22 protein-coding genes are annotated in these 22,675 nt (G+C 38.0%); 20 read left to right on the top strand and 2 right to left on the bottom strand.

Annotated elements, in window-relative coordinates; genetic code table 11:
- Positions 1 to 49 precede the first annotated feature (49 nt).
- From HHT355_RS10415 to HHT355_RS10375, 9 genes are all read left to right on the top strand, one after another.
- Positions 50 to 2,218: a glycoside hydrolase family 3 C-terminal domain-containing protein gene (locus HHT355_RS10415; protein WP_103203394.1), complete on the top strand. Its 2,169-nt coding sequence runs from the start codon at positions 50 to 52 to the stop codon at positions 2,216 to 2,218.
- Positions 2,219 to 2,488: 270 nt separating this feature from the next.
- Positions 2,489 to 4,510 carry an alpha-glucuronidase family glycosyl hydrolase gene (locus tag HHT355_RS10410; RefSeq protein WP_103203393.1) on the top strand — a complete coding sequence of 674 codons (2,022 nt, stop codon included), beginning with the start codon at positions 2,489 to 2,491 and terminating at the stop codon, positions 4,508 to 4,510.
- Positions 4,511 to 5,032: 522 nt separating this feature from the next.
- Positions 5,033 to 6,112: a mannonate dehydratase gene (gene uxuA / locus HHT355_RS10405; RefSeq protein WP_103203392.1), complete on the top strand. Its 1,080-nt coding sequence runs from the start codon at positions 5,033 to 5,035 to the stop codon at positions 6,110 to 6,112.
- A gap of 70 nt (positions 6,113 to 6,182) precedes the next feature.
- Positions 6,183 to 7,802, top strand: a complete 1,620-nt coding sequence (locus tag HHT355_RS10400; protein WP_103203391.1) for a mannitol dehydrogenase family protein — start codon at positions 6,183 to 6,185, stop codon at positions 7,800 to 7,802.
- Between the two features lie 335 nt (positions 7,803 to 8,137).
- The gene (locus HHT355_RS10395) at positions 8,138 to 9,430 is read left to right on the top strand and encodes a LysM peptidoglycan-binding domain-containing protein (RefSeq protein WP_158245956.1); all 1,293 of its coding nucleotides are present in this window, start codon (positions 8,138 to 8,140) and stop codon (positions 9,428 to 9,430) included.
- A 172-nt stretch (positions 9,431 to 9,602) separates the two neighbouring features.
- Positions 9,603 to 9,914 carry a thioredoxin gene (gene trxA / locus HHT355_RS10390; RefSeq protein ID WP_103203389.1) on the top strand — a complete coding sequence of 104 codons (312 nt, stop codon included), beginning with the start codon at positions 9,603 to 9,605 and terminating at the stop codon, positions 9,912 to 9,914.
- Positions 9,915 to 10,001: 87 nt separating this feature from the next.
- On the top strand, positions 10,002 to 10,385 hold the full coding sequence (locus HHT355_RS10385; RefSeq protein WP_103203388.1) for a desulfoferrodoxin: 384 nt from the start codon (positions 10,002 to 10,004) through the stop codon (positions 10,383 to 10,385).
- A 163-nt stretch (positions 10,386 to 10,548) separates the two neighbouring features.
- Positions 10,549 to 11,289 carry a Crp/Fnr family transcriptional regulator gene (locus tag HHT355_RS10380; protein ID WP_242967657.1) on the top strand — a complete coding sequence of 247 codons (741 nt, stop codon included), beginning with the start codon at positions 10,549 to 10,551 and terminating at the stop codon, positions 11,287 to 11,289.
- A gap of 23 nt (positions 11,290 to 11,312) precedes the next feature.
- Positions 11,313 to 11,999, top strand: a complete 687-nt coding sequence (locus HHT355_RS10375) for a DNA alkylation repair protein (protein WP_103203387.1) — start codon at positions 11,313 to 11,315, stop codon at positions 11,997 to 11,999.
- Positions 12,000 to 12,104: 105 nt separating this feature from the next.
- On the opposite strand, the gene HHT355_RS10370 is transcribed toward HHT355_RS10375, so the two are convergent.
- On the bottom strand, positions 12,105 to 12,728 hold the full coding sequence (locus HHT355_RS10370) for a hypothetical protein (RefSeq protein ID WP_103203386.1): 624 nt from the start codon (positions 12,726 to 12,728) through the stop codon (positions 12,105 to 12,107).
- Positions 12,729 to 12,841: 113 nt separating this feature from the next.
- Here HHT355_RS10370 and HHT355_RS10365 point away from each other — a divergent pair, with 113 nt between their 5' ends.
- The 4 genes from HHT355_RS10365 to HHT355_RS10350 all read left to right on the top strand — a co-directional run bounded on the left by HHT355_RS10365 (position 12,842) and on the right by HHT355_RS10350 (position 15,537).
- Entirely contained in the window at positions 12,842 to 13,474 is a 633-nt protein-coding gene (locus HHT355_RS10365) for a hypothetical protein (protein ID WP_103203385.1), read from the top strand.
- A 150-nt stretch (positions 13,475 to 13,624) separates the two neighbouring features.
- A complete protein-coding gene (locus tag HHT355_RS10360) occupies positions 13,625 to 13,984 on the top strand; it encodes a YccF domain-containing protein (protein WP_103203384.1) in 360 nt (119 codons plus the stop codon).
- Positions 13,985 to 14,000: 16 nt separating this feature from the next.
- Positions 14,001 to 14,528 carry a hypothetical protein gene (locus HHT355_RS10355; protein WP_103203383.1) on the top strand — a complete coding sequence of 176 codons (528 nt, stop codon included), beginning with the start codon at positions 14,001 to 14,003 and terminating at the stop codon, positions 14,526 to 14,528.
- A gap of 364 nt (positions 14,529 to 14,892) precedes the next feature.
- Complete coding sequence (locus tag HHT355_RS10350; protein ID WP_103203382.1) at positions 14,893 to 15,537, top strand: orotate phosphoribosyltransferase; 645 nt, start codon at positions 14,893 to 14,895, stop codon at positions 15,535 to 15,537.
- Positions 15,538 to 15,727: 190 nt separating this feature from the next.
- On the opposite strand, the gene HHT355_RS10345 is transcribed toward HHT355_RS10350, so the two are convergent.
- The gene (locus HHT355_RS10345; RefSeq protein WP_103203381.1) at positions 15,728 to 16,609 is read right to left on the bottom strand and encodes an ROK family protein; all 882 of its coding nucleotides are present in this window, start codon (positions 16,607 to 16,609) and stop codon (positions 15,728 to 15,730) included.
- A gap of 259 nt (positions 16,610 to 16,868) precedes the next feature.
- Here HHT355_RS10345 and spoIIID point away from each other — a divergent pair, with 259 nt between their 5' ends.
- The 7 genes from spoIIID (at position 16,869) to HHT355_RS10310 (ending at position 22,631) form a co-directional block, all read left to right on the top strand.
- Positions 16,869 to 17,129: a sporulation transcriptional regulator SpoIIID gene (spoIIID, locus tag HHT355_RS10340; protein ID WP_103203380.1), complete on the top strand. Its 261-nt coding sequence runs from the start codon at positions 16,869 to 16,871 to the stop codon at positions 17,127 to 17,129.
- Positions 17,130 to 17,426: 297 nt separating this feature from the next.
- Positions 17,427 to 18,737: an electron transport complex subunit RsxC gene (rsxC, locus tag HHT355_RS10335; RefSeq protein WP_103203379.1), complete on the top strand. Its 1,311-nt coding sequence runs from the start codon at positions 17,427 to 17,429 to the stop codon at positions 18,735 to 18,737.
- An 87-nt stretch (positions 18,738 to 18,824) separates the two neighbouring features.
- Positions 18,825 to 19,820 (top strand): RnfABCDGE type electron transport complex subunit D, encoded by a 996-nt coding sequence (locus HHT355_RS10330; RefSeq protein WP_103203378.1) that lies wholly within the window; start codon positions 18,825 to 18,827, stop codon positions 19,818 to 19,820.
- Positions 19,810 to 20,457 (top strand): FMN-binding protein, encoded by a 648-nt coding sequence (locus HHT355_RS10325; RefSeq protein WP_103203377.1) that lies wholly within the window; start codon positions 19,810 to 19,812, stop codon positions 20,455 to 20,457. Before HHT355_RS10330 ends, HHT355_RS10325 begins: the two co-directional genes overlap by 11 nt.
- Complete coding sequence (rsxE, locus tag HHT355_RS10320; RefSeq protein ID WP_103203376.1) at positions 20,450 to 21,181, top strand: electron transport complex subunit RsxE; 732 nt, start codon at positions 20,450 to 20,452, stop codon at positions 21,179 to 21,181. Before HHT355_RS10325 ends, rsxE begins: the two co-directional genes overlap by 8 nt.
- Position 21,182: 1 nt before the next feature.
- Complete coding sequence (rsxA, locus tag HHT355_RS10315) at positions 21,183 to 21,773, top strand: electron transport complex subunit RsxA (protein ID WP_103203375.1); 591 nt, start codon at positions 21,183 to 21,185, stop codon at positions 21,771 to 21,773.
- Positions 21,774 to 21,788: 15 nt separating this feature from the next.
- Positions 21,789 to 22,631: an RnfABCDGE type electron transport complex subunit B gene (locus tag HHT355_RS10310; RefSeq protein WP_103203374.1), complete on the top strand. Its 843-nt coding sequence runs from the start codon at positions 21,789 to 21,791 to the stop codon at positions 22,629 to 22,631.
- Positions 22,632 to 22,675: the final 44 nt, after the last annotated feature.

The following is a 22,675-nucleotide window of genomic DNA, read 5'->3' as shown; positions in this document are numbered from 1 at the left end:
ATATGATATAATTTAATTCAAATGTACTGTTTTATACAGGAGGATAAAGATGGAATATAAGGCTTATTTGGATCAATCACTTAGTTTTGAAGAAAGAGCTAGAGACCTGGTATCAAGAATGACACTGGAGGAAAAGGTTTTTCAGACTCTGCATACTGCTGCCGCTATTGAAAGGCTGGGTGTAAAAGCTTATAACTGGTGGAACGAAGCTCTCCACGGTGTGGCCCGTGCGGGTGTTGCAACCGTATTTCCACAGGCTATAGGTCTTGCGGCTACATTTGATGAAGATCTTTTGGAAGAAGTGGCAGATGTTATCTCCACAGAAGGAAGGGCAAAGTTCAATGCTCAACAAAAGTACGGTGATTATGATATTTATAAAGGCCTAACTTTCTGGTCGCCAAACGTTAATATTTTCAGAGACCCCAGATGGGGACGGGGCCATGAAACATACGGTGAAGATCCGTACTTGACAGGCAGACTGGGAGTCCGCTTTATTAATGGTATCCAGGGCAAGGACAGCAAATATCTGAAAGCAGCCGCATGTGCCAAGCATTTTGCGGTTCATTCGGGACCGGAAGATTTAAGACACAGTTTTAATGCGGAAGTATCAATTCAGGATTTATATGAAACTTATCTTCCCGCATTTAAGGCTTGCGTACAGGAAGGTAATGTAGAAGCGGTCATGGGAGCTTATAACCGCACCAACGGAGAACCTTGCTGCGGAAGCAAAACCTTGCTTAAGGATATTCTTAGGGATCAATGGGGCTTTAAAGGCCATGTGGTTTCAGACTGCTGGGCTATAAAAGATTTCCATGAGAATCACAAGGTAACTTCAACTCCGGTTGAATCGGTTGCTTTGGCAATGAATAACGGATGCGATCTTAACTGCGGCAATATTTTTGGCAACTTACTGCTTGCCGTAAGAGACGGCCTTGTAGATGAAAAGACCCTTGATGAAGCCGTAGTAAGACTTATTACAACCAGAATGAAGCTTGGACTGTTTGACGATCCCGAAAAGGTTCCTTTCAATTCCATCGGATATGATAAGGTAGACTGTAAGGAACATAAGGAGCTTAACTTAAAAGCTGCAAGAAAATGTATTGTTCTGTTAAAGAACGAAAACAAACTTCTTCCTTTAGATAAATCAAAATTAAAGACAGTAGGTGTTATCGGGCCTAATGCAAACAACCGAAAAGCCCTTGTAGGCAACTATGAAGGTACCGCTTCCGAATATATTACCGTATTGGAAGGGATAAAGGAATATCTCGGAGACGATGTAAGAGTGTACTACTCCGAAGGATGCCATTTGTTTAAGAAATCCATACAGGGATTAGGCAAAGAGAATGACAGGCTTGCGGAAGTAAAAGCGGTATGTGAGATGAGTGATGTTGTTATAGCTTGCTTTGGACTGGACCCGGGGCTTGAAGGTGAAGAAGGAGACCAGGGCAACGAATTTGCCAGCGGGGATAAGCCGAATTTGAATCTTCCCGGAATTCAGGAAGAAGTACTGAAAGAAATATATAATTGCGGAAAACCTGTGATACTGGTACTGCTTTCAGGAAGTGCTTTAAGCATACCATGGGCTGACGAACATATTCCTGCAATAATTCAGGGATGGTATCCCGGAGCCCAGGGAGGAAGAGCAATAGCTCAAATTTTGTTCGGGGAATATTCTCCTGAAGGTAAGCTTCCCGTAACGTTTTATCGTTCAACAGAGGAGCTGCCTGACTTTACTGATTACAGCATGGCAAACAGGACATATCGTTATATGAAAAATGAAGCATTGTATCCTTTCGGATACGGCTTATCTTATACGGACTTTGAACTGTCTGATGTAACCGTTAATACGGATAATATCATATTCGGACAAAAAGTATTATGTACCGCAAACATTAAAAATACGGGAGATATGCCGGGTGCGGAAACCGTTCAGATTTATGTAAAGGTAAAACGGGAAGGTGCACCGAACTGGCAGTTAAAGGGGCTTAAAAAAGTATTTTTAAATCCCGGTGAATCAAGAACCGTTACTATTGAATTGGATAATACTGCCTTCGGACTTTATGATAACGACGGAAATCTTGTTTTACATGAAGGCGAATATGAAGTCTATATTGGTACAAGCCAACCGGATGTAAGAAGCATAAAACTGACAGGCAAAAAACCTTTCTGTAAAATCATGCGTTCCGACCGTACTGTTATACTTGAATCAAGAAAATAAAAAAGGCGGGCGCAGAGGCGTCCGCTTTTTTATTCAATTTAACTCTTGGGTTATCAGTATTGAATAAATTACTTAAACTAATATTTGAAATTATATAAATGGTGTTCATATAATTTAAATTGTGCCGGCAGAGCGGATATGTAAGATTATGTGTTTAGGCTAATTAGAAGTATAAAGCTGAAAATTTTTTGATAATATAGATCTTTATTCTAAATTATATACATGCATGACTTCATGTAACCGAATGATAAATAATTATTGGAGGAATTTATGAATTACAATCAGTGCTGGTTAAATTATAGCTTTATTGAAAATTATTCTGACAAAGATTTATTAACCGAACTTACAGTTTGCGTAAATGAGAACAAAAACGATATCATTATTCAAAATGCCATAAATGAGCTTACTTATGCATTGAAAAACATTCTTGGTATAAATGTATCCTGCGAGTATCAGGATGGTACTGAGACTGAAAAGGTAACAACAGGTATAATTTTAAAGTTATTAAATGATGATAACAGCAAAATTTCCGAGGAAGGATACAGGATATTACAAACGGGAAAAACTGTCCGCATAGAAGCCAAGACCGGGCAAGGCCTGTTATACGGATGTTTTGATTTGATACGGCGTATAGGCCAGGGGCTTTCTGTTCGCGGGCTTGACATAAACGAAAATCCGAAAAACAATATCCGAATGCTAAACCATTGGGACAATATGGACGGAAGCATAGAAAGAGGATATTCAGGCAAATCGTTTTTCTTTGAAAATGATGAAATATTGATAAACGAACGGACAAAAGATTATGCCAGACTTATCGCGTCCGTCGGTATCAATGCAACAGTTATTAATAATGTAAATGTGCACAAGGCGGCTACCGAACTTATTACAGAGCGCTATTTGGGTAAACTTCGGACCATAGCTGATATATTTGCCGGTTATGGTATAAAGTTATTTTTAAGTATTAATTTTGCGGCACCTATCGAAATAGGAGGACTGCCCGTATCCGATCCCTTGGATGAAAGGGTGCAAAATTGGTGGAATGACTGTGTAAAGAAGATTTATGAATATATTCCGAATTTCGGAGGATTCCTTGTCAAAGCTGACTCCGAAGGAAGGCCGGGGCCTTTTACTTACGGCCGTACCCATGCCGACGGAGCGAATATGCTTGCAAGGGCTTTAAAACCTTATGGCGGTCTGCTTATCTGGAGATGTTTTGTATATAACTGCATGCAGGACTGGAGAGATTATAAAACCGACCGTGCAAAGGCTGCTTACGATAATTTTATAGGACTTGACGGTAAGTTTGAAGATAATGTTGTGCTTCAGATAAAAAACGGCCCTATGGATTTTCAGGTAAGGGAACCGGTATCTCCTTTGTTTGGCGGCTTAAAAAATACAAATATGATTCTTGAAGTCCAGGCGGCTCAGGAATATACCGGACAGCAAATAGATGTATGTTATTTAATTCCTATGTGGAAAGAAGTGCTTAATTTCGAAACTTATGCAAAAGAAGATGGAGCAACCGTAGCCGATATTGTATCGGGAAGAGCTTACAATCAGATTAATTGCGGTATGGCAGCAGTATCCAATACCGGTAACGATTTTAACTGGACAGGCCATGACCTGGCCGCTGCTAACCTGTATGGTTTCGGAAGGCTGGCATGGAATACGGAGCTTACTTCAGAGCAGATTGCCCTTGAATGGATAAAGCTGACGTTTCCTCATAAGGATAAAGTAATAAAAACTATTTTTGATATTCTTATGAAATCATGGCCTGTATACGAAAAGTATACATCACCCTTAGGCATAGGGTGGATGGTAAATCCGGGCAGCCATTACGGGCCCAATGTAGACGGATATGAGTACGACAGATGGGGCACCTATCACAGGGCTGACAGAAACGGTCTTGGAGTGGACAGAACCGTAAGGAGCGGTACAGGTTATGCGGGTCAATACAATGAGCCTAATGCTTCAATGTACGAGAATATAGAAACCTGCCCCGAGGAACTTTTGCTGTTTTTCCATTATGTCAGGTATGATTATAAATTAAAAAGCGGTAAAACCCTAATTCAGCATATATACGATACTCATTTTGAAGGGGCAGAGGAAGTTGAAAAAATGGTAAGAGATTGGGAAGATTTAAAAGGCCTTATCCCGGACGACGTATATATGAGATGCAGGGAACGCTTTTATAAGCAGCTGGAGAATGCCAGAGAATGGCGTGACAGGATAAACACATATTTTTACAGAAAATCGGGTGTTAAGGACGAAAAGAACAGAACGATATATTAATTTTAAAAAATAAGATTGCATTAAATTTGTACGCTTTCTGCCGGTTTATAATATCAAAATTGTTTTTAATATTTTTAAATTATTTTGATGTTTATAAACGGTATAAGGGTTAGGATATTACCTAATCCGAAAAGGAGTTGTTTCATGCAGATGTGTTTGATATGCTCTGATTAAGTGAAAAGATTTTATTAATTAATATGTCTATCAGGAAGAGAGCATATCGAGCGGTAATATATGAAACAGCTCCTTATGTTTAAAACAAAAGATATTTTATAAAAATAAGATTATAGTAAAAGGCAGATAAACAGGAGCCCTATTGGCAGTTTATATACTTGATATTTATTTTATTATAATATAATATGGTTAATATGGATTTGTTATTTTGCAGTAATAATAGGTATGTTTTATGTATAATAAATTGAATCTTATAATATGGGATGTTATTCTGTCGCTAATCACCTTTTATGGACTTATGCGGCAGAATTTCTTGATAAATAAGCATAATAGAAAGGAAAATAGACTATGGATATTACATTGCGTTGGTTCGGGAAAAAACATGACAGCGTAAAACTGGAGTATATCAAACAGATACCGGGTGTTACCGGTGTGGTATCTTCTTTGCATGATGTTCCTGCCGGTGAGGCATGGAAATTGGAAGACATTCTGGCACTTAAGAATGAGGTAGAGGCTGCAGGCCTGAAGCTGGTAGGTATAGAAAGTGTGAATATTCATGAGGATATAAAAATCGGTCTGCCTACGAGGGAAAAATATATTGAAAACTATAAGATTTCCCTTGAAAACCTGGGCAAAGCCGACGTCCATTTGGTTTGCTATAATTTTATGCCAATCTTTGACTGGACAAGAACCGATCTTGCCAAGGAACTTGAGGACGGTTCGTATGTGCTGGCATATGATGAAAACATAATTAAGGATATTAAGCCTGAGAAAATGTTTGAGCGAGTAGAAAAAGAGAGCGCAGGCTTTATCTTGCCCGGCTGGGAGCCCAACCGCAGAGATGAGATTATGGATTTATTTGAAAAATATAAGGGCGTAACGGCAGAGAAGCGTATGGAGAATCTTAAGTATTTTCTGGACGCCATTATGCCTGTATGTGAAAAATATCAGATTAAGATGGCTATCCATCCAGACGATCCGGCATGGAGCGTATTTGGGCTGCCCAGAATTGTAACCAGTGAAAAATCCCTGGAAGAAATAGCAGCTTTAAATGACAGCATATATAACGGATTTACTTTGTGTACCGGATCTTTAGGCAGCAACCTGAAAAATAATTTGCCTGAAATTATAAGAAATCCGAAAATAAAAGACAGAATACATTTTGTACATTTCAGAAACATTAAATATGAATGTGACGGAGTGTTCCATGAAAGCTCCCACCTTTCAAGCGACGGCGATTTCGATATGTACGAAATAGCAAAGGCTCTTTATGATATAGGTTTTGACGGAGTACTGCGCCCCGATCACGGAAGAATGATTTGGGGAGAAGAAGCAAGACCCGGATACGGTCTTTATGACAGAGCCCTTGGTGTTGCATATTTTAACGGATTGTGGGAAGCTATTCGTAAAAGCGATAAATCAAAATAGTAATAGCGTTTTTAACTTATATTAATAAAAATATACTCGGTGAGAATTATTTCCGGAAAGGTAGTTGGCAATGAAACTGATAAATTATAATACTTCATGGCAAGAAAAGGGATATGAGCTTCCTAATTATGACAGAGACAAATTAAGAAGTACTACCAGAGAAAACCCCACCTGGATACATTTTGGAGCAGGAAATATCTTTCGCGGTTTTCCTGCGGCGGCTCTTCAGAAAATTATAAATGAAGGAATTTATGACAAAGGCGTAATAGTAAGTGAAGGCTTTGACTATGAAATAATAGAAAAAGCATACAAGCCTTTTGACGATTTGAGCCTTCTTGTGGTTTTGAAATCTGACGGAAATATTGAAAAGAAGGTTATAGGAAGTGTTGTTGAATCTATTGTGGCCGATGTAAACCGTGATGATGAATGGGAACGGCTTAAAGAAATTTTCCGGAAGCCGTCATTGCAGATGGTCAGCTTTACGATTACGGAAAAAGGGTACAGCTTGGTGGATTCAAGCGGAGAATATCTTGGTATTGTATTAAATGATTTTAAAAACGGCTATGAAAAACCTGTGCATCTGATGGGTAAAATAACGGCCTTAATGTATGAAAGATACAAAGGTGGTGCAGATGCTTTAGAGCCTGCCGAACTTCCTGTGGCACTGGTAAGTATGGATAACTGTTCCCATAACGGGGACAAGCTGTACGAAGCCGTAGAGACATATGCTAGGCATTGGGTTGAAAACGGTTTTATAGAGGAAGGTTTTCTTTCTTACATTAGAAATAAAAATAAGGTGGCCTTCCCCTGGAGCATGATAGACAAGATAACACCAAGGCCTGATGATAAGGTAAGGGAGCTTTTGAAGGAAGATGGCTTTGAGGATACTGATATAATAATTACCTCCAAAAACACCTATACGGCTGCTTTTGTAAACGCCGAAGAAACCGAATACCTTGTAATTGAGGATACTTTCCCCAACGGAAGACCTCCTCTTGATAGGGCGGGAATCATATTTACGGACCGTAATACGGTAGACAAAGTGGAGAAAATGAAGGTATGTACTTGTCTTAACCCTCTTCATACCGCCCTGGCTATATTTGGGTGTTTATTATCATACAAAACCATCTGGGAGGAAATGAGAGATCCCGAGCTTAAGAAGCTGGTTTACAAAATCGGGTACGATGAGGGTATGCCTGTAGTGGTAAATCCGGGAGTACTTGACCCCCAGGAGTTTATCAAGGCTGTTTTGGAACTTAGGCTTCCAAATCCCTTTATGCCTGACGCCCCTCAAAGAATTGCTACGGATACATCCCAGAAGATACCCATTCGGTTCGGCGAAACCATTAAAGCTTATTATAACAGCAATAACCTGAAGGTTACCGACTTGACTTATATACCTTTGACAATAGCCGGCTGGTGCAGATACCTGATGGGAATCGATGATAATGGTAATCCCTTTACTCCGAGCCCCGATCCCTTGCTGGAAGAATTGCAGGGTTATCTGAAAGACGTAAAACTGGGTGACACGGAACTTAAAAAGGATATTTTAAAACCAATTTTATCAAACGATAAAATCTTTGCTGTAAATCTGTATCAGGTCGGTTTAGGAGAAAAAATTGAAGGAATGTTTAAAGAATTAATTGCCGAAAAAGGTGCTGTTAGGAAAACCCTAAAGAAATATTTATAATGTAGCATGATTTGTCAGGGCTTTATATTCTTGGCACCTATTTTGACGGCAGATAATTGATTTTTGATAATTCAAATACAAAAATAACTTTTTTAGACTTTTAAAGGAAGTGAAATTCTGTTATTTCACTTCCTTTTTGCTATTTTACTTCGAGGTAATGAAGTTCAAATAAAACAAAAGGTAACGTTAACTTTTGTAATTAAGGCAAGAAAATTATAATATCATATAATAAAGAAAATTATATTTCCATATTTGAATTAAACCTTACATAAAATTACTTTGAGTTATATAAAGTATTATAGGTATTAAAAAAGCAAACGTTTATGGGGGCTGTTATGATTATCCATGTAGTGGAACAGGGGGAAACACTCGATTCAATTGCAGATCGTTATGGTATTTCTGTAGAAAGGCTGATTTTAGAAAACGGAATTCGCGCTACCGATAATTTGGTTGAAGGAGAAACTCTGGTTATTTTGATGCCTGAAATAATATATACTATTCAGGATGGAGATACTCTTGAAAGTATCGCCTTGGCTCATAATATATCCATTTTTGAACTGTTGAGAAACAACCCCTACCTTTCCGAAAGGAAATATATTTATCCGGGAGAAGACATTGTTATAAAATATGAAGGAGAAAAAACCGGGACTTTAACAACAAACGGGTATGCTTATCCGTTCATAGCTATGAATATTCTTCGAAAAACCTTACCATTTTTAACTTATCTTTCCATATATTCTTATTATTATAATATTAACGGTGAAATTTTTAATATAGATGATGAAGAGTTAATACGAACGGCAAAGCAATACGGAGTAGCACCGGTTATGATATTAAATGCCATGGATGATAATCCTTTGGAAGAAATTGAAATGATTCATTATTTATTGGAGAACACAGATTTGCAGGATATGCTGATTAGCAATATTATTGCTTTATTGTACAGGAAGGGATATTACGGTGTAAATTTTTCTGCCCACTATAATAAGCCTGAAGACCGATCGCTATATGTGGAATTTATCAAAAAACTTTCGACTCGCTTAAGGTCTGAAGGGTTTCGTACTTTTATAACTCTTGCATTTAATGTTTTTGAATTATTGCTTAATGTGGAATATGATGATTTAGAATATGAGCAGCTGGAAAAATACGTGGATAATATAACTATGATTACCTATGATTGGGGCCTAAGCTATATTTCACCTGCTGTTTTAGCATATGATACTATTGATAATTTAATGAAAGCAATAACCAGCCGTATCTCCCCGCAGGATATTAACTTTGGTATTTCGACCATAGGCTATATATGGAGATTGCCCTATATTGAGGGATTAACTACGGGGCAATCCATCACCTATGATGCGGCTATAGACTTGGCAAGGGAACATGGTGCACAAATATTGTTTGATGAAGTATCAAGGGCATCTTATTTTCAATATTTCTCAGATTACGAATATATTGTAAGATTTAGAGATGCCCGTGGAATTGAGGCTATTTTATTATTTATGGAGGAAAACAGATTAAATAGTATAGGAATTTGGAATGTTATGTATTTTTTTAATCAGATGTGGCTTGTTATCAATTCTAAATATTATATTGAAAAACGGAGGAAATTACATGGATTCTTTTAATAATGTCAGCTTAGGACTGGATAAATAATACAAATAATTGATTCTAATAATAAAAAAATTGACAAAAGGAAACAAATAATAAAAAAATGGTGATTTTGTGATAACATCACAGACTAATTTCCCGTATTGTGTTATGGTAGGGTTATCATAACAGCAATAAGGAGGAATTAGGATGGCATCCATTAAGATAACAAAGAATAATTTTGAAGAAGAAGTTTTAAAGTCAGACAAACCGGTGTTATTAGATTTTTGGGCAGCATGGTGTGGGCCATGCAGAATGGTTTCTCCGGCAATCGAAGAAATAGCAATGGAAAATGAAAATATCAAGGTGGGAAAGGTCAATATTGATGAAGAAAGAGAATTGGCCGCACAATTTAAAATCATGAGTATTCCGACTTTAATGGTCTTAAAAGAAGGCAAGGTTGCGGCTATGGCTGTCGGTGCCAGGCCAAAAAAAGAAATATTAAAAATGCTTCAGGTATAGTATTATATAATTGACTATATCACATCAGAGGGTTATAATGGTATATAGTAGTAGTTATCATTATTATTATGGATAGGAGGATTTTCCATGAAAGAACCAAAGTTTTTTAGATGTAAACACTGCGGAAATATCGTAGAAAAAATTTATGATTCCGGAGTAGTTCCCGTATGTTGTGATGAGGAAATGGAAGAACTTGTAGCCAATACTGTTGATGCTTCAAAGGAAAAGCATGTACCCAGTGTATCTGTAGATGGAAATATAGTTAAGGTTCAGGTGGGAGAAGTAGCCCATCCCATGGAAGAGAAACACTACATCATGTGGATTTATCTTCTTACCAAGAAGGGATGCCAGAGAAAGAATCTGGAGCCGGGCGAGGAGCCAAAAGCCGTATTTACACTGGAAGATGATGAATTAATTGCTGTATATGAATATTGCAATCTTCACGGCTTGTGGAAAAAAGAATTAAAATAATAAAGAAAATCAAGATTGAGTTGCTTTAAAACTTAATAAATATGTATATACCCTAAGAGTCAGTTCATAGAATGTACAAGGATACACAGGTATAACCAAATCAGATAAGTGATTGGTTGTATCTATGTATCCTTATATTTTTGTGCGGGCCGGATATGGCTATATGTTTTACTCACTTTTTATGGATTTTGGCAAGAAAGTGCATTATAATAAATATGGGGTGCTTGCAGTGATTGTAAAAAATACGTATTTTCAGGAAAATTTAAAATTTTGGGATGCTCTGACCGAAAATCAAAAAGAATTGATAATTCAGTCTGCTGTAGAAAAACATTTTAAAAAAGGAGAAGCATTGTTAAACGGGGCAAATAACTGTTCCGGGCTTTTTCTTCTTAAAAGGGGTCAGGTCAGGGCTTTTATTGTATCAGAAAATGGAAAAGAGATAACCCTATACCGCCTTTTTAAAGGTGATGTATGTATTTTTTCCGCTTCTTGTATTTTGAAAAATATAAAATTTGATATATATATAGAGGCCGAAAAAGATACAGATGCTTATCTTATCCCAACTTCCACATATGATAAACTTTCTAAGGAATCACTGGCAGTTCAGGCATATACAAATGAGCTTATGGCCATGCGTTTTTCGGAAGTAATGTGGATTTTGGAGCAAACATTGTTTATGACCCTGGATAAAAGACTGGCAATATTTTTATTGGAGCAATCGAGTATAGACGGTACAGATTGTCTTGCAATTACTCATGAAAAGATTGCCAACCATCTGGGAACCGCAAGAGAAGTAATAACTCGAATGCTCAAATATTTTCAAAATGAAGGAATGGTAAATTTGAACAGAGGTATAATTTGCCTGACCGACAGGAAAAAACTTAAAAATCTGACGGAATATTAATAATCAAAGGAAGAGGTCACGGAATGTCAGCTATAAAAGAACAATTAATTAAACTGGCGGATGAAAAATATAGAATGTTTACATCATCAATAACACCAGGAGCAGAAAATATTCTGGGGGTAAGGCTTCCCGTTCTTAGAAAGATTGCAAAAGACATTGCAAAAGGTGATTACATCAGTTACTTTAATGAAGCATCATCCGAAACTTACGAGGAAAAAATGCTTCAGGGTATGGTAATCGGATATATAAAAGCGGATATTGACGAAGTTCTGAAACTGGCAGGTAATTTTATACCACTTATTGACAACTGGGCTATATGTGACAGCTTTTGTGCCGGTCTAAAAATTACAAAGTTATATAAAGAAAAGGTATGGGATTTTCTGCAGCCTTATCTTCACTCTCTAAAGGAGTTTGAAATTCGTTTTGGCATAGTGATGATAATTAATTATTTTATTGATGAAATATATGCTCCTAAAGCTTTTGAACATTTTGACAGAATTAAGCATGAGGGATATTACGTAAAGATGGCGATTGCCTGGGCTATATCTGCTTATTTTGTAAAACAGCCTGACATAACCCTGGCATATATAAAGAATAACCGGCTGGATGATTTTACACACAATAAAGGGATTCAAAAAATAATAGAATCCCGCTGCGTAGATAAATCAACAAAAGATATGTTAAAAGTCCTTAAAAGGCCAAGAAGTTAAGTTTATCCGCCATATAGTCCGGATAAGCGAAAGTAGAATAATAAAGACATAGTATTTTAATGCGATACAGGCAGTATCAACCTGCCCTTCAAGTAAAACGAATAATTACAAATTATGCATGGACAAATCGTCCTTATCGCTTCTGAACTGATCCAATCTAAGTTCACTGACTATATGATCGATCTTTTGATACATTTGCTTTATACCCTTACTTGAAGCCTGAAAAATAAAAGACATGGAAGGATGGATGCCCAATTTTTGACTTTCTTTAATAAGATCCATATTGGTTCCCGTAAAAATAAATTTCCAGTTATACAGTTCTTTCTGACGGTCGATTAAATGCTTGATTTTTTCATATGTATACTCAGTACTGTAATTTTCCTGGTCGTTGGTTGTTATAATAAATATAACCTTTCCGGGATAATTTTCTTTATCCAATTGTGAAAGCCTGAAGTTGACGTCAAGGATAGCTCTGCCGATTGCATCCAAAAGGGCGGTTGTACTGCGGGTAAAGAAATCTTTTTCTGTCAGGGTCACAGTACCGGCATCGACGCCATTATGCAGAATTTCATATTTGCTGTCAAATAATATGGTTGTCAGATTGGTTTTGCCCAAACTGCATTGTCTTTGAATAAAACTGTTAAAACCTCCTATAATATCGGCTTCCAGGCCCGTCATGGATCCGCTTCGATCCAACAAAAAGACTAATTCGGTCAAGTTTTTATTCATATAGCATCATCCTTTCTAATTTTTACTAATAGCTGTTTTATGGTATAATTATATATATAAAAAAATATAAATGGTCGCCTGCCAGGCGACATTTTACGGATACGGGAGGTATTATGGATAAACGGTTGCTATATGAATTGACCTTATATTTAGATAAACATAAAAATACAGATATTTTTGTAAGAGAGGCCGGCGTAAAATATGATTATATAAAGCCAATGAAAAACGTAAAGAAAGATTCGCCGGAAAATATTGATAAATCAGAAAGCTCAAAAACAGACAATTTGCCGTTTGGCCTGTTCAGAAAAAAAGCAGCTTCCAAAAAAGAAGAAAAAAAGGAAGAATCCTGTCCGGTCTTAACAGAAAATGAATTGGAAAATTATATTAATAAAGAAAAAAGTGAAGATACCTTTACAACAAAACTCTTAAGGTATATTGACAGGTCGGGGCTTACGGACGCCGAAATTTATAAAAAAGCAGGCATAGACCGGAGGCATTTTTCAAAAATCCGCTGTGACAAATACTACAGCCCAAAGAAAACTACAGCTATAGCTTTATGTATAGCCCTGGAACTTACTTTGGAAGAAACTCAGGATTTGCTTCGACTAGCCGGATATTCGCTGTCAAACAGTGATACGGCGGATTTGGTTGTTAAATTTTTTATTGAGAGAAACATATATGATCTTAAGGCCGTAAATGAAGCTTTGGATTATTTCGGCCAAAAGTTGCTTGGAGTTGTGGGATAATTATAAGCATTTTTTAATATAAAACCCGTATCTTTTATCCGTTTTTTAATCTTGTAGTTATACAATTACATAAAAATGTATGGCAATGGCGTTTGGCTTAAAGCCATACTGCAGAATTATTTTTATTTTTAATTTTTCGGAGGTCTTTAAATGGGATGTCTAGGTAATATTATCTGGTTTATATGCGGCGGATTTGTAAGCGGATTAAGCTGGTTATTGGCCGGATGTTTTTGGTGCCTTACCATAATCGGTATACCGATTGGTGTTCAGTGTTTTAAATTTGCGGGATTATGCTTCTTTCCTTTCGGCAAGGAAGTGGTATACGGTGGTGGAGCCGGGTCCCTGCTTTTAAATATAATTTGGTTATTAATAACCGGAATACCTCTTGCAATAGAATCTGCAGCATTCGGGCTGCTCTTGTGCCTTACGATTGTAGGAATACCTTTCGGGCTTCAGCATTTTAAAATAGCAAAACTTGCCCTAATGCCTTTTGGGGCAACGGTCAGATAAGTATAGGAGTTGGCATATGGGAAATATTTTTATAGGTTTATTACTTATTTGTTTAGATTTCGATTTAACACTGGAAAACATAAAAGTCGGTTTACTGCCGAATTTTCTGGGTTATATTGTTATGATTAAAGGATTAAAGATAATGGCGCAAGAAAGCCCGGTTTTCATAAAAGCCAAGCCATTTGCGGCTGGTATGGCAGTTTACACAGGAATTTTATATATAATGGATTTGCTTGGAATTTCGGCATCTTATGGGGCATTGACATATCTTTTATCTCTATTGGCAACGGGAGTATTACTGTATATTTTATATATTATTGTTTCGGGTGTATCGGACACGGAGAAAAAATACGAAATTTCATTGGAAGGGGATAGGCTTAAATCGGCATGGATACTTCGTGCCGTATTTGACATTATATCGTATGCCTTGTATTGGTTTTGGCCGCTTCCTATAATCGGTGTTATAGGTTCGCTTCTTTCGTCGATTTATTTTCTTGTGATTTTTCATAAATCAAAGCATTTATACTATGCCAAAGTGCTATAAACATAAGTTATCCCGGTAAACTGAAGAGTTTACCGGGATTTTTGCATGTTAAAATGTCCATTATAGATAATTAAATTTAGGCCAAACATTTTGGCAAATTTTGGTTGAAATTGTAATAATTATGGTTTACAATAAAAAATAGAACAGTAATTTTATAAGCTTTATGATATAGATTTCTTACTGATAAGTTTTAATTATAACATATTTTAGTTTCTAACTTCATAAGTCATAATAGTACTTAAAAATAAAAGCGAAACTTATTTATACCCTAACTTACTAAAGACAGCATAAATAAAATGTAAATTGGATTTTGCCTTTAATGGGGAGATACAATTATATATTTAATTTATGAGGGGGTTATGCTATGGAAGGAAGATCGATAAAAATTCATTCATCGCTAAACCATAAAATTAATTTGAAAGTAATACCTGGACATTTTGCCACAAACAGTTCCCACATTAACCTTTACATTGATCTGACCACAACAAAAACCAGGCTTAATGAGGCAGCCGAGGCCGCCCGGGTTATGGCAACGCAATATGTCAGCAATGCGCTGATTGATACTATTGTTTGCCTGGATAATTGTGAAGTAATCGGAGCTTTTTTGGCACAGGAACTTACCAATGCCGGAATCTGTTCTATGAACACCCATCAGACCATGTATATTATATCACCCGAGTTCAATACCAACGGACAGATGATATTTAGGGATTGCAACCAGGGGGCGGTATTTAATAAAAGGATACTCCTGCTTGTTGCGTCGGCAACAACAGGAAATACCATAAAACGCAGTCTGGAATGTATCAGATATTACGGCGGCATAGTAAACGGAATCAGTGCTATTTTTTCTGCCGTAGATCAGGTCGAGGGAATCAAAGTTAATGCCATTTTTAAAGAGGCTGATCTTCCGAATTATAAAAGCTATAGCATAAATGAATGCCCCCTCTGCAGATCGGGACACAGGCTGGAAGCCATTGTGAACGGTTATGGGTATATGAGATTAAATTAAGCCGTTTTATAAATTGACGGGCACACAGGTGTTATCGTAAGATGCCGTTATAAGTATATATGCCCAAATTTGAATAACTTAAGGCAGTCATAAATATCTGCCTTGAGCGCTTAGCATCATTTCTTGTAACGGTGTATTACGGTTACTCCTGTGTGCCCGGTTATTATTATGAGAAATTACTTAATACAATCTATATTAAGTTATGATAAGCCATGTATCCAAGTCTAATGGATCCTTTTATACCGGAGTCTTCGCCCAGTCCGGTAGGGACTATATATTCGTCAATATGCTTTATTATGGCATCTGACCTTACATATCCGCCCAGATATTCCGTAACTTTTTCCCTAATTAAAGCAAAAAGCTGATCCTGGTGCATTACACCTCCGCCGAGAACGATTCTGTTGGGTGAATAGCATAAAATATAATTGACAAGGGCTTGGGCAATGTAGTCGGCTTCCAGATCCCATACCTCAGGGACATCTTTAAGATCGTAAGCTTTTTTGCCCCAGCGGTCCTCAATTGCGGGACCGGATGCCAACCCTTCAAAACAATCCGAATGATAAGGACACTTACCCTTATAGTTATCGTTAGCCATTTTTCGTATTAATATATGGCCTGCTTCCGGATGAATAAGGCCGTGCAAAGGGTTGCCGTTAATACAGACACCTACCCCTATACCGGTTCCTATTGTAATATATATACCCACTTCACAATCCTTAAGTGCGCCCCATGCAGCCTCACCCAAGGCGGCTGCATTGACGTCGGTATCAAAACCGATAGGTATGTTAAGTGCCTCTGAAAAAGTTTTTACTATATTATAATTTTTCCATGGTAATTTAGGAGTACTGGTAATGTATCCGTAAGTTGCAGAACATTTATTAGGATCAATGGGACCAAAACAGCCGATTCCCAACGCATCTATACCTTCATCCATAAAAAAATCAATGAGCAAGGGCATGGTTATATCCGGTGTTTGGGTTGGAAAAACTTCTCTTTTTAAAATACTTCCGTCTTCATCGCCGATAGCACATACCATTTTTGTGCCGCCGGCTTCCAATGCTCCAATTTTCATATAAAACCTCCGTTTTTTAATTTTATAAATGAACATATCCATAAAATATCACATTTAAACGAATTCTACAATATAAAATTACTATTTATGGACCGGTCTTATTTTAAGGATAAAATAAGACTGGTAATTAGAGATGAAAAACTTGTGATAATAAATATAAGAATTATCAGTACTACCGCCAATTTTGCCTGCATACAATGTAACAACAACGATGATAAGGGGGAATGCGTTCCGCGGACAATGCAGGAACGCAGACACTATGAAAGGCTATATAGAGGAACGGGCGGTTGAAATCGCTAATTATATCATTGAAAATAACGCGACAGTCAGGCAAACCGCAAAGCAGTTCGGTATATCGAAATCAACCGTACATAAAGACGTTACGGAGCGGCTTCTCCAAATTAATCCGATACTGGCCAACAAAGCGCGTATAGTACTGGACCACAATAAGTCGGAACGCCATATAAGGGGTGGTATGGCTACAAAAGAAAAATATAAACAGAAGGCAAAATACAGCTAATTTTAAGTATAAATTAAATCAAACTTATAAAGGTATCTTCGTGGATATTTTCACAAAGATACCTTTTTTGTAAATATACATAGAATAAACTTCCATTGACCGTTAAAGATTGTAAGGGCTATAATCAAGTTGTAAAAAACTCATATATGAGAATTAAAAATTTTTGTGCATTTAATAAAAAATAAAAAATTAGATGTGAAAAATTTCAATATATGTTATAATAAATAAGTATGCCTTCTGGGCAGAACATTGTTTATTTTTTAACACGAAATTATAATTATGAAGGAAGGATCAGTGATGGCTAAGTTAAGATTTAAGGGCATCCATATATATGACGGTAAGAACCTGTCTAAGGACAAGCCCATAACTGTTCTGCTGCCAAAGGGGGATTTGGTATTTCCTTTATTGCAGCATGCCGGTAAACCTGCCAGACCGCTTGTTTCCAAGGGTGACCAGGTATTGGTAGGCCAAAAGATTGCGGAAGCGGACGGTCCTGTTTCGGCAAATATAATTAGTTCGGTATCAGGAACAGTTAAAGCTGTCGAAAAAAGACTAACTGCAACTGGCAGGATGGTAGAATCGATTGTTATTTCCAATGACAACGAATATAAGAAAACAGAGGGTTATGGACAGGAAAGAGATTACACAAAAATGTCTAAAGAAGAAATCAGGGAAGCTGTAAAAGAGGCCGGTATCGTTGGTCTTGGGGGAGCAGGTTTTCCTACACATGTTAAGCTTTCACCGAAAAATGATGAAAAAATCGATTATGTTATTGTAAACGGAGCGGAATGTGAGCCATATCTGACATCCGATTACAGACTGATGCTTGAAGAACCCGAAAAAATTATAGGCGGATTAAAGATATTGCTTAGTTTATTTAAGAATGCCAAAGGCGTAATCGGAATCGAAGACAATAAACCGGAAGCTATAGAAAATTTGAGGAAGCTTGCCGAAGAGGAAAATAAAATTGAGGTTAAAGTTTTAAAAACCAAGTATCCTCAAGGCGGAGAGCGCCAAATGGTTTACGCCCTTACGGGAAGAAAACTCAATTCAGACAAGCTGCCTGCAGACGTTGGATGCATAGTATGCAATGTGGCAACGGTTGCGGCCGTTTATTTGGCTGTGGCAAAATCAACTCCTTTAACCCATATGACTGTAACCGTATCGGGAGACGCCATAGCCGAACCTCAAAATTTCCGTGTTCCTGTCGGTATGAGTTTTGCCGAATTAGTTGAAGCTGCCGGCGGCTTTAAGTCAGAACCTGAAAAGATTGTCTTTGGCGGACCTATGATGGGAACAGCCATGCATTCATATGACGTACCTGTAACCAAGACAACCTCTTCATTATTAGGGTTTGTAAAAGACGAGGCGGCGGTGGCGGAATCTGCATGCATTCGCTGCGGCAAGTGTCATGAACACTGTCCCCTTAATTTAATGCCTATACGGTTGCAGATGCTTGCTCTTAATAACAATCTTGAGATGTTTGAAAAAAATTATGGTATGGAATGCTGCGGATGCGGCTGTTGCTCCTATGTATGCCCTGCCAAAAGAAGTCTTACACAGACAATTACTAAGACAAAGCAGCAAATCCTGGCTAAAAGGCATTAAAAATATTAATTATTTTCATAAGCTGCTGACAGACCATATATAGCATGATAAATGCACATAGTAGATGATAAGAAAGAGGTGTAAACTTTGAGTGGTTTATATAATGTTTCGGCAGCCCCTCACACCAGGAGCCCGATAACAACGAAAACTATAATGCAGGACGTTATAATCGCACTGATACCTGCCTGTTTATTCGGTATATTTAATTTTGGATTAAGAGCTTTGATTGTGATATTGGCTACTGTTTTAACATGTGCCGTTACCGAATATGTATATTGCAGACTAATGAAGAAACCGGTCAATCCCTGGGATTATAGCGACGTGGTGACCGGACTGATTTTGGCGCTTAATTTGCCGGTTTCTATCCCTATTTGGATGGCAGTACTGGGAGGAGTATTTGCCATATTAATAGTTAAGATGCTGTACGGCGGATTGGGACAGAATGTTATGAATCCGGCATTGGCTGCCCGCGGATTTTTGATGATAAGTTTTCCGACAAGGATGGCATCATTTGCTCTGGAAAAAATATCATCACCCGGACTTAAAGATTACCTTAGGGACGGAGCGCTAGTGCTGGACGGTGTATCGGGAGCAACCCCGCTTGGACAGTTAAAAGCAGGAGAAACTGTTGATTTGTTAAAATTGTTTATAGGACATGTCGGAGGAACCATTGGTGAAACCGGTACCCTGTTCCTGCTTTTAGGAGCCGCTTATCTGGTATACAGAAAGATTATATCTTTAAGAATTCCCTTGAGTTATATTTTATCTTTTGCCGTATTTGCCTTAATTTTTGGCGGCAAGGGTTTTGATTCAAATTATCTGCTTGGGCAAATACTGGGCGGAGGCCTTATTCTTGGAGCATTTTTCATGGCAACGGATTATGTTACCAGCCCGGCAACACCCAAGGGGCAGATCATATACGGTATTTTCCTCGGAATAATGACCGGTATATTCAGAATAATCGGTTCGGGAGTAGAAGGTGTAACCTATGCAATCCTGTTAGGAAACCTTCTGGTGCCGATGATTGATAATCTGACACGCCCGGTAGCATTTGGAAGGGAGCGTGCAAAGAATGGAAAATAATAAGGAAAAGAAATCATCAATAATAAAAGATGCTTTAGCTTTAACCATTATAACTGTCATATGCAGTTTTGCTTTGGCTTTTGTATATGAAATAACAAAAACACCGATTAAGGAACAGGAAGAAGCAAAGAAGAACGCCGGATATAAGGCTGTTTTTGCTGATGCGGATAAATTGTTTACCGATGAAGAATTGGTAAGCAAGGCGGCAGAGACTAATCTTGCGGCTCTTGATTCGGATTTGGACGGCGTAACTGTCGCAGATGTGGTACAGGCTCTTGATGAAAACGGTAATCTGCTTGGTTACATAGTGACATCAAAAACAAGAGGATATGCCAGCACCATTAATCTGGCCATAGGTTATTCCCTGGACGGAACCGTAAAAGGAATAGAATTTCTTGAAATAGGGGAAAGCGTAGGATTTGGCGCGAATGCCGATTCTCCCGAGTTTAAATCTAAATTTACCGGAGTAAAAGCGGATCACTTTACCGTAACTAAGGGAAATTCTTCGTCGGAAACTGAGATCGATGTGTACAGCGGTGCTACCGTTACAACAACTGCTGTTGTTAAGGCAGTAAACGGTGCAATAGCGTTTCTTAAAGAATATGCCGAAGGCTTAGGAGGTGCGGCTAATGAATAAATATCTTGATCGTTTGGTTAACGGCCTGTTTAAAGAGAACCCAATTTTTGTTATGATGTTGGGCATGTGTCCTACACTGGCTGTAACCAAATCGGCTATGAACGGAATCGGCATGGGACTTTCCACTACGGCTGTTTTAATAGTATCCAATGTTATAATTGCAGCACTCAGAAAACATATACCCGAAAAAGTAAGAATGCCCTATTTCATTGTGATAGTGGCATCCATGGTTACTGTTGTAGAGTTGCTGATTAAGGCTTATTTGCCTGATGTTAATGAAGCTTTGGGTATTTATATTCCGTTAATAGTTGTTAACTGTATTATTTTCGGCAGAGTAGAGGCTTATGCTGCCAAAAACTCCGTAGGTCTTTCATTGTTTGACGGAATCGGAATGGGACTTGGATTTACCGTAGCCCTGGTGCTTATTGGAGCATTTCGTGAACTATTGGGTGCAGGTACCGTATTTAATATAAGGCTAATGCCTGAAAGCTATGAGCCTATTTCTATATTTGTTCAGGCTCCCGGAGCTTTTCTGGTTCTGGCAATGCTTACAGCCCTTCAGAATAAATTCAAGCTTCCTTCAGCTACCAACGGTACTGCTAAAAAATCGGAGTTGGCCTGCGGCGGAGATTGTGCTCATTGCAGTGCGGAAAGGTTTGCCTCTTTCCATAACAGCGCATCCGACTCTTCAATCAAAAAAGAGTCAATAAGGAAGGAGGATTAATATGAAATCAGATTATTTTGTAAACCTGTTGTTGATTTTTATAAGCGGTGCTTTGATTAATAACGTTATATTGAGCCAATTCTTAGGAATATGTTCATTCCTTGGCATATCAAATAAAATTAAATCAGCTATCGGTATGGGACTGGCGGTAATTTTCGTTATTACATCATCCTCAATTATATGTTACCTGCTCTATACCTTTATTTTGGCTCCGCTGGATTTGGGCTATCTTAACACAATTGTATTTATTGCGGTAATTGCATGCCTTGTGCAGTTTGTGGAGATGGTTATAAAAAAATTCAGTCCGGCTCTTTATGATGCTCTTGGAGTATATCTTCCTCTAATTACTACCAACTGTGCGGTTCTTGGCGTAGCTCTTCTTAACGTAGAAAAAGGTTATGATTTGGTAGAGAGTATAGTAAACGGATTTGCCGCTGCATTGGGCTATACAATATCGATAATCCTGATGGCAGGAATTCGGGAAAGGATGGAATATAATGATATTCCAAAAACTTTTAGAGGCTTCCCGATAACCCTGATAACAGCAACCCTAATGGCTATAGCCTTCTATGGCTTTTCCGGCCTTATTTAGGAGGGAGGATAGAATATGTTGACGGTAAACATTTTAGCGGCAATAGAATGGGCGGCAATCAGTTATACAGATATTGCTGTAGCTACCGGTGTGGTAAGTGCAGTTGGTCTATTGATCGGTCTTTTCCTTGGGTTAGCTTCCAGAAAACTGGAAGTACCCATAGATGAAAAAGAAACTATGGTAAGAGAGCTTTTGCCTGGAGCAAACTGTGGCGGCTGCGGATATGCAGGATGTGACGCCTGTGCTAAAGCTATAGCATTGGGTGAAGCGCCCGCAAATGTATGTCCCGTAGCCAGTCATGACATTCATGTTGAAATTGCTAAAGTTATTGGTGGAAGTGTGGTAGAAACCGAAAAGCAGGTCGCTTTTGTAAAATGTGCCGGTACCTGTGACAAATCAAAAATAAATGCCACTTATTATGGTCCGAAAGATTGTAAACTGGCAGCCGGAATAGGCGGAAACGGATCCAAAGGATGCGGATATGGCTGTATGGGGTTCGGCTCCTGCGTCAAAGTATGTGCTTTTGATGCCATCCATATCGTAGACGGAGTGGCTTTTGTTGATAAAGAAAAATGCACTGCCTGTGGTATGTGCGTGGCTGAATGTCCTATTAACATAATAGAACTGGTACCTCAAAAGGCAAGGACTTATGTAGCCTGCAGTTCCAATGATAAGGGTAAGGATGTAAAAACAGTCTGCTCTATTGGCTGTATTGGCTGCAAGCTTTGTGAAAAAGCCTGCGAATATGATGCCATACATGTTAATGACAACCTGGCAAAAATTGATTACGACAAATGTACCAACTGCGGTGCCTGTGTAAAAGTCTGCCCGGTTAAAGTAATACAGCAGACGGCATAATGATTTTTTAAATTCTAAATAAAAATAAGCTGTCACAAACTAAA

Origin of the sequence: Herbinix hemicellulosilytica (assembly GCF_002904165.1) — a bacterium.
Lineage (GTDB): Bacteria > Bacillota > Clostridia > Lachnospirales > Lachnospiraceae > Mobilitalea > Mobilitalea hemicellulosilytica.
The sequence above is the reverse complement of the archived record's forward strand: the minus strand, read 5'-3'. Positions and strand labels throughout refer to the sequence as shown.

Excerpts from the sequence above, each read along its gene's own strand:
- HHT355_RS10415 (WP_103203394.1), top strand. The coding sequence starts at position 50 with ATGGAATATAAGGCTTATTTGGATCAATCACTTAGTTTTGAAGAAAGA.
- HHT355_RS10410 (WP_103203393.1), top strand. The coding sequence starts at position 2,489 with ATGAATTACAATCAGTGCTGGTTAAATTATAGCTTTATTGAAAATTAT.
- uxuA (WP_103203392.1), top strand. The coding sequence starts at position 5,033 with ATGGATATTACATTGCGTTGGTTCGGGAAAAAACATGACAGCGTAAAA.
- HHT355_RS10400 (WP_103203391.1), top strand. The coding sequence starts at position 6,183 with ATGAAACTGATAAATTATAATACTTCATGGCAAGAAAAGGGATATGAG.
- HHT355_RS10395 (WP_158245956.1), top strand. The coding sequence starts at position 8,138 with ATGATTATCCATGTAGTGGAACAGGGGGAAACACTCGATTCAATTGCA.
- trxA (WP_103203389.1), top strand. The coding sequence starts at position 9,603 with ATGGCATCCATTAAGATAACAAAGAATAATTTTGAAGAAGAAGTTTTA.
- HHT355_RS10385 (WP_103203388.1), top strand. The coding sequence starts at position 10,002 with ATGAAAGAACCAAAGTTTTTTAGATGTAAACACTGCGGAAATATCGTA.
- HHT355_RS10380 (WP_242967657.1), top strand. The coding sequence starts at position 10,549 with ATGTTTTACTCACTTTTTATGGATTTTGGCAAGAAAGTGCATTATAAT.
- HHT355_RS10375 (WP_103203387.1), top strand. The coding sequence starts at position 11,313 with ATGTCAGCTATAAAAGAACAATTAATTAAACTGGCGGATGAAAAATAT.
- HHT355_RS10370 (WP_103203386.1), bottom strand. The coding sequence starts at position 12,728 with ATGAATAAAAACTTGACCGAATTAGTCTTTTTGTTGGATCGAAGCGGA.
- HHT355_RS10365 (WP_103203385.1), top strand. The coding sequence starts at position 12,842 with ATGGATAAACGGTTGCTATATGAATTGACCTTATATTTAGATAAACAT.
- HHT355_RS10360 (WP_103203384.1), top strand. The coding sequence starts at position 13,625 with ATGGGATGTCTAGGTAATATTATCTGGTTTATATGCGGCGGATTTGTA.
- HHT355_RS10355 (WP_103203383.1), top strand. The coding sequence starts at position 14,001 with ATGGGAAATATTTTTATAGGTTTATTACTTATTTGTTTAGATTTCGAT.
- HHT355_RS10350 (WP_103203382.1), top strand. The coding sequence starts at position 14,893 with ATGGAAGGAAGATCGATAAAAATTCATTCATCGCTAAACCATAAAATT.
- HHT355_RS10345 (WP_103203381.1), bottom strand. The coding sequence starts at position 16,609 with ATGAAAATTGGAGCATTGGAAGCCGGCGGCACAAAAATGGTATGTGCT.
- spoIIID (WP_103203380.1), top strand. The coding sequence starts at position 16,869 with ATGAAAGGCTATATAGAGGAACGGGCGGTTGAAATCGCTAATTATATC.
- rsxC (WP_103203379.1), top strand. The coding sequence starts at position 17,427 with ATGGCTAAGTTAAGATTTAAGGGCATCCATATATATGACGGTAAGAAC.
- HHT355_RS10325 (WP_103203377.1), top strand. The coding sequence starts at position 19,810 with ATGGAAAATAATAAGGAAAAGAAATCATCAATAATAAAAGATGCTTTA.
- rsxE (WP_103203376.1), top strand. The coding sequence starts at position 20,450 with ATGAATAAATATCTTGATCGTTTGGTTAACGGCCTGTTTAAAGAGAAC.
- rsxA (WP_103203375.1), top strand. The coding sequence starts at position 21,183 with ATGAAATCAGATTATTTTGTAAACCTGTTGTTGATTTTTATAAGCGGT.
- HHT355_RS10310 (WP_103203374.1), top strand. The coding sequence starts at position 21,789 with ATGTTGACGGTAAACATTTTAGCGGCAATAGAATGGGCGGCAATCAGT.